Raw genomic sequence first — 10,875 nt, 5'->3', positions numbered from 1 at the left:
GCTCCGGGGAGGCCCCGGGCCCGGGGCCCGCCGGGGCCCCGGCGCCCTGGGTCTCGGCCGCAGGCCCCGCTGACGCCTCGTGCCCGGCGTCAGCCGCGCCGGCCCCGGCCACGGGTTCCGCTTCCGTCCCCGGCGCCCCGCCTCCGTCCCCCTGCGGGCGCTGGAGGAACAGCGCCGCCGCCAGCAACAGCAACAGCAGCCCCAGGCCGCGGGGAAGGGTCCCGGGCTGGACCGGGACCTGTACGGCGGTGAACTCGGGGATGCGGTACGCCTGCACCGTGTACGCCACCGCGAAGACGGCCAGCAAGACCGCCAGCGCCCGTTGTGAGAGTCGGAAGTGCCGCATGGGAATCGCCGCCCGCCCCCGCTACTTGTTCAGGCCGACGTCGGTAAGGATGGAGCTCAGTTCCTTGTTCTGCTCGTGCAGGAAGGCGTCGAACTCCTCACTGCCGAGGTACGCGTCCGTCCAGCCGAGCTTCTCGCTCTCCTTCTTCCAGGACGCCGAGCCGACCATGTCCCGGTACGCCTTCTCGTAGTACGCGACCTGTGCCTTGCTGAGCCCCTTCGGGCCCATCACGCCGCGCCAGATGTCGAAGACGTACGGCACCCCCGACTCCGTCAGGGTCGGCGCGTCCGGCAGGATCGCGGACCGGTCCTTCGTGGAGACGGCCAGCACCCTCAGGTCCCCGGACTTGACCAGGCCGGTCACCTCGGACGCCCCGGCGACCGCCGCGTCCGCGTGGCCGCCGAGCAGGGCCGTCAGGGCCTCGCCGCCGCCGTCGAACGGCACGTAGGTGACCTCGGCGGGGTTCGCCCCGGCCGCCTTCACCGCACCGGCGAGGCCGACGTGGTCGAGGCTGCCCGGGCCGGAACCGCCCGCGATGCTGACGCTCTTGGGGTCGGACTTCAGCCCGGCCGCCAGGTCCTTGAAGCTCTTGAACGGCGACGACGCCTTCACCACGTACACGAGGGGCTCGGTGTTGAGCCGGGCGATCGGGGTGAAGTCGTCGTAGGACTGCCGGGACTCCCCGGCGAGCGGCACCAGCAGGATGGGCGGGCTGGTGACGAACAGCTTGTGCGGATCGCCGGGGAAGCGGGCGATGTACGACCAGCCGACGGCGCCGCCGCCGCCCGGCTTGTTCACGACCCGCATGCGCGTGCCGACCAGCTTCTCCTGGTCCAGGACACGGGCACTGGTGCGGGCCAGGGTGTCCCAGCCACCGCCGGTGCCGGCGGGGGCGACGTACTCGATCGGCTTGCTGGGCTTCCATCCGGCGCCGTCGCTTCCGGCACCGCTGGACTGCTGCCCGCCGCACGCGGTGAGCAGGACGGCTGCACAGCCGGCGGCGAGGGCCGCCGTGGCTGCTCGGGGGGCTGAGCGGAACACGCTTCCTCCAGCATCACTCTCGGGAGTGCGCCCACCGGCTCAGGCTGCTGCGGGGCGCGTCGACGCCGCGTATGGAAGCAGCGGGGCGAAGGCCACCGGAAGGCATGCGCGCGTTGTGCAGCTATTGGCCCTATCGAACCTTGTGTTCGTTGTGTTCACGGCCGGGCGGCCCGTCGGCATCGGTGCGGCATCGGTTCCCGCGCAGGCGGTGACGCGCCGGAACCCGGCGGTGCACAATCGCCCCCACCACAGCCGCCGGGCGGAGGGAGGCCCCGTGATCCGCGTACTGATCGTCGACGACGACTTCATGGTCGCCCGGGTGCACCGCGCGCTCGTCGAACGGGTCCCGGGCTTCACCGTCGCCGGCGAGGCACGCACCGGCGCGGAGGCACTGCGGGCGGTCCGCGAGCTGCGCCCCGACCTGGTCCTGCTGGACATCTACCTGCCCGACATCGGCGGCCTGGACGTCCTGCGGGAGCTGCGGGCCGGGGAGGCGGCCGGCGCGGAGGCCGACGTCCTGGTGGTGACCGCGGCCCGGGACGCGGCGACGGTGCAGGGCGCACTGCGCGGAGGGGCCGTGCACTACATCATCAAGCCGTTCGACGGCACCGTCCTCCAGGAACGCCTCCGCCAGTACGCCGAGCGCCGGACCGAACTGGCCTCGATCGCCGCGCCGGCCCAGGCCGACATGGACCGCGTCTTCGCCGCGACGCCGCCCCCGGCCGCCGCGGCCCCGCCTCTCCCCAAGGGCGTCACCACCCAGACCGCCGACCTGGTACGCGCCTCCCTGCACGCCCGCCCGGACGGCCTCTCCGCCTCGGAGTGCGCGGCGGCCACCGGCCTCTCGCGCGTCAGCGCCCGCCGCTACCTGGAATTCTTCACCACCACCGGCCAGGCCCGGGTCACCCTCCGCTACGGCACGACGGGGCGCCCGGAACGCCGCTACCACTGGACGATCGCGGGTCCCGGGCATTCCGGTTCCGGACATGGCGAAGGGGCCGTCCCCCGGCCGGGGGCGGCCCCTTCGTCACCGGCCGCGCCGGTTACTTCTTGACGGGGTCCAGGCAGAGTACGAACTGCTCCGAGTTCCACTGCTGGGCCAGCGCGGACTCGCCCGCGTCACCGCACTTGGTGTGGTCGAAGGTGTCGTCGACGACCTTCACGACCTTGTAGAGGTCGGGGCCGCCCTCGGAGCACTCCTTCGTCTCGACCTTCGGGTCGTTGTCCGGACCGGTCACCTGGACGCAGTCACCGGCCTCGGCGTGCGTCGGCCCGGTGAAGACGTACGAGATGCCGAACTTCACCGCGGCGACGACGACGAGCAGCACGACCACGCTGAGGATCTTCTTGACGATGCCCTTCTTCTTGGGCTCGGCGGGCGCGGTGGGCTCGGCCGGCTGCTCGGGGAAGGGCGGCTGCGGAGTGGTCATGAAGGATCCTTCGAAGACGTGTACATGCTCGAACACGAACGCTACATCCCCCGGATGGCGCAAACCGGACCTTGACGTCCGCCCCCGTGATTGCTTTGCGGAGTCGTGACTCTGCCGCCCCGTCAGGTTCACCGGAGGGGGCGGAGGTGAGCCGGCCGCGGATCCCCGCGTGTGCTTGCCAGGTCCCCGCGCGCGGCGGACAGTGGAACGAGGGGGCACCCCTCACGGGAGGGCGCCATGGACGCCGACGTGGTGCAGGAGCGGCCCTACCGCTTCCGCCTCGGCCCCCGCCCCGGCATGCGCGTGCCGGGTGTGGTCTTCGCGTCCCGCGAGCTGCTCCGCGACGCCGAACAGTCGCTGGAGCAGGTCGCCAACGTCGCCACCCTCCCGGGCATCGTCCGCGCCTCGTACGCGATGCCCGACATCCACTGGGGATACGGGTTCCCGATCGGCGGTGTGGCCGCCACCGACGTGGAGGACGGCGGGGTCGTCTCGCCCGGCGGGGTCGGCTTCGACATCTCCTGCGGGGTCCGGCTGCTGGCCGCCGACTGCGGCCGGGCGGAACTGCGCCCCCGCCTGCGCGCGGTGATGGACGCGCTGGGCCGGGCGGTCCCGCGCGGGGCCGGTCCCGGCGGGGTGTGGCACATCGCCGGAGGCACCGAACTGGAGGCGATCCTCCGGGGCGGCTCGCGCTACGCGGTCGAGCGGGGGCACGGGGAGGAGCGGGACCTGGCGCGCTGCGAGGACCGGGGCGCGGTCGGGGACGCCGACGTGGCACAGGTCGGCGACCGGGCCCGGGAACGCGGCCTCGCGCAGGTCGGAAGCCTCGGTTCGGCCAACCACTTCCTGGAGGTGCAGGAGGTGGCGGAGGTGTTCGACGCGGACGTGGCCGCGGCCTTCGGGATCACCGCCGGGCAGGTCTGCGTCATGATCCACTGCGGGTCCCGGGGGCTGGGGCACCAGATCTGCTCCGACCATGTGCGGCTCATGGACCGCGCGATGGCCCGGTACGGGATCACCGTGCCGGACCGGCAGCTCGCCTGCACGCCCGTCGACTCACCCGAGGGCCGCGACTACCTGGGCGCGATGGCAGCCGCCGCGAACTACGGCCGGGCCAACCGCCAGCTCCTCTCCGAGGCCGCACGGCGCGTCCTCCGGCGGGAGACCGGCGGCGTGCGGCTCAGCCTCGTGTACGACGTCTCCCACAATCTCGCCAAGATCGAGACCCACTCCGTGGACGGAAGGGAGCGGCGGCTGTGCGTCCACCGCAAGGGCGCGACCCGGGCGTTTCCGCCGGGGCACCCGGACCTCCCCGAGGACCTGCGGGACACCGGGCAGCCAGTGCTGATCCCGGGCACGATGGGCACGGCGTCCTACGTCCTGACCGGTGTCCCCGGCGGCGACGCCTTCCACTCCACCTGCCACGGCGCGGGGCGGGTCATGAGCCGCCACCAGGCCGCCCGCACGACAGGCGGCCGGGAACTCCGGGCCCGCCTGGAGGCCGACGGCATCGCCGTACGCCCCAAGTCCCTGCGCGGCCTCGCGGAGGAGACCCCCGAGGCGTACAAGGACGTCACCGCCGTCGTCGACGCCAGTGAGGGCGCGGGCCTGTGCCGCAAGGTCGCACGCCTGGTGCCGCTGGGGGTGGTGAAGGGCTGAACCGCCCTCGGGGTCACACGTCGACCGTGACCGCGCACGACCATCCGTAGGGATCCCGCGCCATCCGCAGGTCGTTCCACGACACGGCCTTCGGCACGGATCCGATGACCGGCAGCGCCGACACGTCCGCGACCGCGAGGCGCACGTCGAGGCCGCCGTCCATGGACTCGACCTCGATGTCCACGGGCACCTCGCCGTACACGTCGAGGCGGTACACGACCTCCTCCAGCAGGGACGCCAGCAGGTCGTCGTCGCTCTCCTCCGGCAGCCGCACCTGCCGTACGGCGCTCGCGCGGGCCTCCGTCACGTCCACGAAGCTGTCCACCAGGCCCAGCACCGCCTCCCCCAGGCACTGCTCCCGGGTCGCGCCCCACGCCTCGATCCGCACGTCCGCGGTGTGCGGGACCGTGCGGTGCCCGGCCTCGCCCCGGGGCCGGTGCCCCGGGGCGACGGGCGGCTGCGCACACATCGGCCGGCCTGCCCCGGGCCTCAGCGCCGGTACACGCCCACCAGCGTGCCGCTGGCGAGTTCGCGCGGTTCCACGGCCCGGTGCACCTGCTCGGCCGTCGGGGCGTCGGGCAGCACGCAGGGCTCCCGGAGGGCGTACAGGCGGAAGAAGTACCGGTGCGCGTCATCGCCGGGCGGCGGGTGCGGACCGTCCCAGCGGCGCTGCCCGAAGCCGTTGACCAGCGGCGTTCCGCCGGGCGGCAGCCTGCCCGCCTCCGTGCCGCTGCTGTGCGGGTCGATACCGACGACCACCCAGTGCAGGAACGTGCCCGTCGGGGCGTCCGGGTCCTCGCACATCAGCACCAGCTCGGACGCGTCGTCCGGCACTCCGGACCAGGACAGCGGGGGCGACATGTCCTCGCCCTCCAGCGCGTACCGCCGCGAGATCGGCTCGTGGTCCTCGAACGCGGCGCTCATCAGCTCGATACCGGCCATGCCGCCCGGGGTACCCACGCAACCGCGCACCATGCCTCACCGCCTTGCGCAGAAAATCATGGATTGCCCCCTTTCATTCCTCTTGCCCGGAGTTATTATGAAAGTCAGACCTACGGGACGAGCGAGGGAGCTCAACCGGAGTAGCCGACTCAAGTCGAAGTGCTGAAGGTTGGCTTCGGCTAGGGCCGACGTCGACGGTCGGGCTGAGAGGCCGGAAGGCCGTACGGCATGGTTGGTGCCGTACGACGGGAAGGCGACCCCCATCACCTGATCCGGGCAATACCGGCGCAGGGAGCCCGCTCCGTAGGTCGCCTGACGCCCCCGGCGCACCGGGGGCTTCGTCACGAGGCCGCATCACAACCGGGGTTCACCGCCCGGTCAGGTCAGGCCGGAGTGATGTTCTGGTTCGACCGGAACAGATTCCCCGGATCGTACGCCCGCTTCACAGCCCGCAGCCGCGCCAGCTTCCCTGCCCCGTAGGCCTCGTGCACCCGGCCCTCCCCCTCGTCCATCAGGAAGTTGACGTACACGCCCGTGTGGTGGGGCCGCAGCGCCTCCCACAGGCCGCGGGCCCAGCGCCGCTCGGCCGGGAAGCGCCCCGGATCGGCGCTGTTGCCGTTGATGTTGAAGGTGTGGCCGGCGGTCCGTCCGCCGAACGCGGTGTCGTCCTCCCCCACCCGCGCCACGGCGCCGCCGAGCTGGAAGATCCCGACCGAGGACTCGGGCGACTCCATGCGCAGGCAGTGCGCGACCGTCGTGTCGATGACCTCGTCCGTGAGCCGGTCGACGTCACACGACTTGACGTAGTACGACCAGCCGTGCGGGAACGACGGGTCGAACATCGCCTGGTGCCGCAGGTAGGGCTTCGGCTGACACAGGTCCACGAGGGGCGCGCCGAACTCCCGCAACGGCCGCAGGACCCGCTCGCCCTCCTCCACGTCTCCCGCGTAGCAGGAGATCACCGCGACCACCGGCCGCCCGTGCAGCTCCGGCGGGATCGTCGGCAGCGGCTGCGCCCTGCGGTGGACGACGATGGTGGTGAGCGCGTCCGGCACGTCGGTGATCCAGTCCCGGTAGAAGCGCAGGACCCGCGGCGAGTCCTCCATGGCCCACAGGACCGGCCCCGCGAGGACGGCCGGCCCGACCGGGTTGAGCCGGAAGGTGAACTCCGTGACCACACCGAAGTTCCCGCCCCCGCCGCGCAGCGCCCAGAACAGCTCGGGTTCGCGCCGCTCGTCCGCCGTGACGAACGATCCGTCGGCGGTGACCAGGTCCACGGACAGAAGCTGATCGACCGTCAGCCCGTAGGCCCGCTCCAGCCAGCCGATCCCCCCGCCCAGCGTCAGCCCGGTGAGTCCCGTGTGGGTCACGATCCCGGCGGGCACGGCCATCCCGAAGTACTGCGTCTCCCGGTCGAGTTCGCCCAGCAGCACCCCCGCCTGCGCCCGCGCGGTCCGCGCCCGGGGATCGACCCGCACCCCCCGCATCGCGGACAGGTCGAGGACGATCCCGCCGTCCACGACCGACAGTCCCGGAAAGCTGTGGCCTCCGCTCCGCACGGCGAGCGGCAGCCCGGTCACCCGCACACACCGCAGCACGGCCGCGATGTCCGCGACACCGGTGCAGTACGCGACCAGCGCGGGTCGCCGGTCGACCGACCCGTTCCAGACCCTCCGGGCCTCCTCGTACCCCCCGGCCCCGGGCTCGACGAGCCGCCCGGCGAAACCCTCCGCGAGATCGTGCAGCGCGGCGGGGTCGAGGGGGGCGACAGCGGTGTTCATACGCGGCTCCCGAGCCGACCGGCCAGGCTCTCCCTCCCAGCGTCCCACCGCCGAGGAGCTACGGCCACCGGTCAACGGGGCTCACAGAGCGGTGTTCACCGTGGTCGGCGCCGGCGCCCGCCGGGCACCGCATGACGTGCTAGGCGGCCGCCTCCAGCGACCAGCCCTGTGCCGTCGACGGGTCCGGCTGCCGGAGCTGGAGGGGGGCGCCGCCGTCCGGGGCGGCGGGGGCCAGGACGAGACCGGTGCCCTGGAGGGTCAGGGTGTGGGGGCCGGACGCGGCGGGCGCGGTCGGCTGCCAGCGCTGGGCGATGTTGTCGGGGGCGCAGGGGCGCTGCACGACGGCCGCCCCGGGGCCGCGCGGGTCGGCTCCCGCGAGGCAGAGGTCGGAGTGGGCGGCGCGGATCTGGACGTGGCCGTCGCCCAGGTCGCTGAAGAACCACTGCTGGTTGGGCCCGCCGTGGCGGTCCCAGAGGATGGCGGGTGCGCCGTCCTCGACGGATTCGGCCTCGATGTCGACGGCCCGTCCCGTGGCCGGGTCGACCAGCACGAACCGGCCGCTGGGCACGGGCGGCGCGGTCGACGTGGGTTCGGCATCCGCGGGTGACGAGGACGTCGACACGGTGGTCGTGTCGGTTTCGGGGTCGGGCGCCGCCGAGACGGTCGGCGTCGGGGCCACCGGCGCCGGGGTCGACGCGACGGCGGCGGCCGTGTCGTTCCCGCCGTCCATGAGGCTGAGCACGCCGCCGATGGCCAGCCCGACGGCTGCGCAGGCCGCCAGCGCCACCCAGGGCAGCGGACTGTGCGACCGCCGCTTCTGCCTCCGTCGGCGGGCGGCCCGCCGACCGCCCGTGCGGGGGCCCGGGACCGCCGGGCCTGCCGGAGCGCCGGGATACGGCTCGTCCACGACCGGCGGCATCGCCCGCGTCGCGTCCAGGGGGGCAGCCGGGTCCGCACCCGGTACGGTGCCGCCCGCCAGGGGCGGCAGGACGGTCGTGGCCTCCGGGTCCGCGCCCGCCACCGGCGGCAGGACCGTCGTCGCGTCAGAACCCTCCGCCCCCGTCGGCGGCAGCAGCGTCGTCGCCTCGGGATCCCACTGCCGCGGGTGCACGCGAGGGTCGGGCCACGGGGCCTCCGGCCCCAACCACGGTTCGTGTCCGTGTGGTTGGCGGTGGTTCACCCCTGGCTCCTCACGCCGTCCCGTTCGTCATGCCCGTCGCATCCCCGCGACAGTACAGTGCGACGATCGTACGGAGTGACCGGCTCAGCGCAGCACCATGGCCCGGGAAGCCGCCACCGACATAACGGAGTTGCCGGTTCCGTTCATCAGGACCCGCACCACGACGCCGTCCCCGGCGTGGAAGCCCTCCTCGGCCCCGGAGGCGGTGACCTCGGTCGCGCGCGTGTGGGAGTCGCCGTCACAGCCCTGCGGCTCCCGCAGGCGGGTCAGCGGTGACGCCGCGCCCGTCGTGCGGTCGACGACCCGGACCGCGAGGCTCACCGCCCGCTCCTCGGGCGCGCACCGGTACGTGTAGCTCACCGTCGCCGTACGCCCCTCCGGCCCGGCCGCCGCGCTGTCCACCCGTACCGTGCTCAGAGCGGTGGGGACCGCCGCCCCGATGCCGCCCACCGCGGCACACAGCGCGGCGATCCCCGCGAGCGCGCGGCCACTTCCCCGACGTACCATCTCCGACTCCCTCGCCCGACCTGCGGTTTCGCGCCGGAATGTACCGACACGCAGGCCCCGGCGGGGCGGGGTACGCGGGCGGCGCCCGGCTCAGGCACCCGTTCAGCCGCTCCGGCCGTCAACCGACGGCCGCGGCCGTCAGCCCTCCACGACGCCGAGCTGGCGCATCAGCCCGAGGTCGTCCGTGTTCCACCAGCTCTCCGCGATCTTGCCGCCCTCGCAGCGGAACGTCACCTGTCCGGTGCCGGAGATCTCCCGGCCCGTCGCCTCGATGCCCTGGAACGCCCCGACGTGCCGGCCGCTGTAGCTGAACCGGCAGCACACCTGGTCGCCCTCGGCGCACAGCGACTCCAGGCGCAGGGTCGGCTGGAACGCCGTCAGGATCTCCTGGTTCTCCGCCTTGACCTGCGATGCCGACAGGTCGTACGAGGACATCGACGGGTCGTGCTCGACGTAGTCGGCGGTGCACATCTTGTACGCCGCGTCCATGTCGCCCCGGTTGACGAGCGTCTCGCAGAACTCCCGCGCCAGCGCCTTGTTCAGCTGCTCGTCGCGGACCACGTCGAGGTCCGTGAACGACGGCTCGCCCTCGCACAGGGCGACCAGCTCGCGGTAGATCCGGTCCGTCTCGGGCAGGTGCGAGTTCTTCATCGCCTCCTCGTACGAGGGGAACTCGACGATCTCGACGACATGCGACGCGTCCGAGCGGTCCTTCGCCACGATCGAGTGCGTGGCCGTCCGCTTGCCCTTGGTCGCCGCGACCCAGGTGTCCATCAGCTTGTTGAGTTCATCGGCCCGCTGGGTGCGACAGTCGATGACCTGCACGAACGTCATGAGACCCGCCTCCTGCTCAGTGCTCCGAACGGATGCTTCAACCGTAATCCGGTTTGGGTGGTATGTCCTGATCGGAGACGGTCGGCTCCGATCAGGGGACGTCCGTCATCTCCGGCATCTCGCCCTCCGTCGTGGTGACGTCGATCAGCGAGAAGGGCGCGCCCTGCGGGTCCATCAGCGCCGCGAACCGGCCGTACGGGCTGTCCATGGGCCCGAAGAGCAGCTTGGCGCCGCGTGCCGTGGCCCGGCCCAGCGCCGCGTCGACATCGGCCACGGTGAAGTAGACGTTGATGTACGGCGGGGCCTCGGCGGGGAAGTTCTCGTCCATCCGCATCCGGCCGAGGACCGTGTCCTCGCCCAGGTTGTAGACCTGGAAGTCCATCCTGTCGTCCGGCATCTTCTGCGCCGAGTACGGGAAGACCGCGCGGAAGAAGCGGTCGGCCGTGTCCGCGTCCCGGGTGTACACCTCGGCCCAGCAGTACGCGCCCGGCACCGGCGCCGTCGCCTCGAAGCCCTTGTTCTGTCCGGCCTGCCACACGCCGAACGTCGTGCCGCTCGGCTCCCGCGCGAGCAGCATCGACCCGAAGTCGCCCACCTGCATGGGCTCCATGAGGATCTGCCCGCCGTTCTCGCGGATCCTGGCGGCGGTCGCCTGCACGTCCGGGGACGCGAGGTACAGGCACCAGGAGGACGGCGGCGCCTGCCCCTCCTGGCCCGGCATGGGCGGTACGACGGCGGCGACCGCCTTGCCGTCGACGTAGGCCTGCGTGTAGTTGCCGAACTCGGACGAGGCCTCTCCGAAGGTCCAGCCGAGTACGTCTCCGTAGAAGCCCTTCGCCCCCTCCAGGTCGGTGAACATCGCGTCCACCCAGCAGGGCGTGCCCTCGGGCATTCCGGCCATGACGATCCCCTTACCCATGCGCGAGTGATACGTGACAGCGGTGGTCCGGTACTTCACGGGCCCGGTATGTCACGTTAACCAGCGCCCGCCCCACCCGCGCGCCGAGCGGCCCGGCCGGGCCGCGCGCCGAGCGGCCCGGCCGGGCGGCGTCCCGGCTCGCCCGGCTGTCGGCTCGGTTCGGCTGTCACCCCGGGTCGGGTCAGCTCAGTTCGGCGAACGCCTCCACCGACCGGGTCTTGCCCGTCACCACGATG

General features: G+C 72.9%; 11 protein-coding genes and 1 pseudogene. 2 read left to right on the top strand and 10 right to left on the bottom strand.

The window, feature by feature from the left end; translation table 11 throughout:
* Window positions 1-346, bottom strand: a pseudogene (locus tag I3F58_RS29520) (hypothetical protein); the annotation flags it as partial.
* 21 nt (window positions 347-367) lie between these two features.
* Window positions 368-1,387: a tripartite tricarboxylate transporter substrate binding protein gene (locus tag I3F58_RS28340; RefSeq protein ID WP_240111570.1), complete on the bottom strand. Its 1,020-nt coding sequence runs from the start codon at window positions 1,385-1,387 to the stop codon at window positions 368-370.
* Between the two features lie 274 nt (window positions 1,388-1,661).
* Between I3F58_RS28340 and I3F58_RS28335 the strand changes: the two genes are divergently transcribed.
* Window positions 1,662-2,441, top strand: a complete 780-nt coding sequence (locus I3F58_RS28335) for a response regulator (protein ID WP_240111569.1) — start codon at window positions 1,662-1,664, stop codon at window positions 2,439-2,441.
* Here I3F58_RS28335 and I3F58_RS28330 read toward each other — a convergent pair.
* Window positions 2,431-2,817, bottom strand: a complete 387-nt coding sequence (locus I3F58_RS28330; protein WP_240111568.1) for a hypothetical protein — start codon at window positions 2,815-2,817, stop codon at window positions 2,431-2,433. The genes I3F58_RS28335 and I3F58_RS28330 overlap by 11 nt on opposite strands.
* Window positions 2,818-3,054: 237 nt before the next feature.
* Here I3F58_RS28330 and I3F58_RS28325 point away from each other — a divergent pair, with 237 nt between their 5' ends.
* Window positions 3,055-4,476, top strand: coding sequence for an RtcB family protein (locus I3F58_RS28325; protein ID WP_240111567.1), 1,422 nt, complete (start codon window positions 3,055-3,057; stop codon window positions 4,474-4,476).
* Window positions 4,477-4,489: 13 nt separating this feature from the next.
* On the opposite strand, the gene I3F58_RS28320 is transcribed toward I3F58_RS28325, so the two are convergent.
* The 7 genes from I3F58_RS28320 to I3F58_RS28290 form a co-directional block, all read right to left on the bottom strand.
* Complete coding sequence (locus tag I3F58_RS28320; RefSeq protein ID WP_240111566.1) at window positions 4,490-4,945, bottom strand: archease; 456 nt, start codon at window positions 4,943-4,945, stop codon at window positions 4,490-4,492.
* A 20-nt stretch (window positions 4,946-4,965) separates the two neighbouring features.
* A complete protein-coding gene (locus I3F58_RS28315) occupies window positions 4,966-5,418 on the bottom strand; it encodes a YbhB/YbcL family Raf kinase inhibitor-like protein (RefSeq protein WP_240111572.1) in 453 nt (150 codons plus the stop codon).
* Between the two features lie 383 nt (window positions 5,419-5,801).
* Window positions 5,802-7,199, bottom strand: coding sequence for an FAD-binding oxidoreductase (locus I3F58_RS28310; RefSeq protein WP_240111565.1), 1,398 nt, complete (start codon window positions 7,197-7,199; stop codon window positions 5,802-5,804).
* Between the two features lie 139 nt (window positions 7,200-7,338).
* A complete protein-coding gene (locus I3F58_RS29705; protein WP_240111564.1) occupies window positions 7,339-8,310 on the bottom strand; it encodes an RICIN domain-containing protein in 972 nt (323 codons plus the stop codon).
* Window positions 8,311-8,463: 153 nt separating this feature from the next.
* Window positions 8,464-8,886 carry a hypothetical protein gene (locus tag I3F58_RS28300; protein ID WP_240111563.1) on the bottom strand — a complete coding sequence of 141 codons (423 nt, stop codon included), beginning with the start codon at window positions 8,884-8,886 and terminating at the stop codon, window positions 8,464-8,466.
* A gap of 138 nt (window positions 8,887-9,024) precedes the next feature.
* Window positions 9,025-9,720, bottom strand: coding sequence for an ester cyclase (locus I3F58_RS28295; RefSeq protein WP_240111562.1), 696 nt, complete (start codon window positions 9,718-9,720; stop codon window positions 9,025-9,027).
* A gap of 91 nt (window positions 9,721-9,811) precedes the next feature.
* Complete coding sequence (locus tag I3F58_RS28290) at window positions 9,812-10,621, bottom strand: VOC family protein (RefSeq protein WP_240111571.1); 810 nt, start codon at window positions 10,619-10,621, stop codon at window positions 9,812-9,814.
* Window positions 10,622-10,875 lie beyond the last annotated feature (254 nt).

The sequence above is a fragment of the Streptomyces sp. MUM 203J genome, from assembly GCF_022414595.1.
In the GTDB taxonomy this organism is placed as follows: domain Bacteria; phylum Actinomycetota; class Actinomycetes; order Streptomycetales; family Streptomycetaceae; genus Streptomyces.
Note: the sequence above shows the minus strand (reverse complement) of the source record. Positions and strands in the feature narration are given on the sequence as shown.

Coding starts and splice junctions, on each gene's coding strand:
- I3F58_RS28330 (WP_240111568.1), bottom strand. CDS start 2,817: ATGACCACTCCGCAGCCGCCCTTCCCCGAGCAGCCGGCCGAGCCCACC.
- I3F58_RS28325 (WP_240111567.1), top strand. CDS start 3,055: ATGGACGCCGACGTGGTGCAGGAGCGGCCCTACCGCTTCCGCCTCGGC.
- I3F58_RS28320 (WP_240111566.1), bottom strand. CDS start 4,945: ATGTGTGCGCAGCCGCCCGTCGCCCCGGGGCACCGGCCCCGGGGCGAG.
- I3F58_RS28315 (WP_240111572.1), bottom strand. CDS start 5,418: ATGGCCGGTATCGAGCTGATGAGCGCCGCGTTCGAGGACCACGAGCCG.
- I3F58_RS28310 (WP_240111565.1), bottom strand. CDS start 7,199: ATGAACACCGCTGTCGCCCCCCTCGACCCCGCCGCGCTGCACGATCTC.
- I3F58_RS28300 (WP_240111563.1), bottom strand. CDS start 8,886: ATGGTACGTCGGGGAAGTGGCCGCGCGCTCGCGGGGATCGCCGCGCTG.
- I3F58_RS28295 (WP_240111562.1), bottom strand. CDS start 9,720: ATGACGTTCGTGCAGGTCATCGACTGTCGCACCCAGCGGGCCGATGAA.
- I3F58_RS28290 (WP_240111571.1), bottom strand. CDS start 10,621: ATGGCCGGAATGCCCGAGGGCACGCCCTGCTGGGTGGACGCGATGTTC.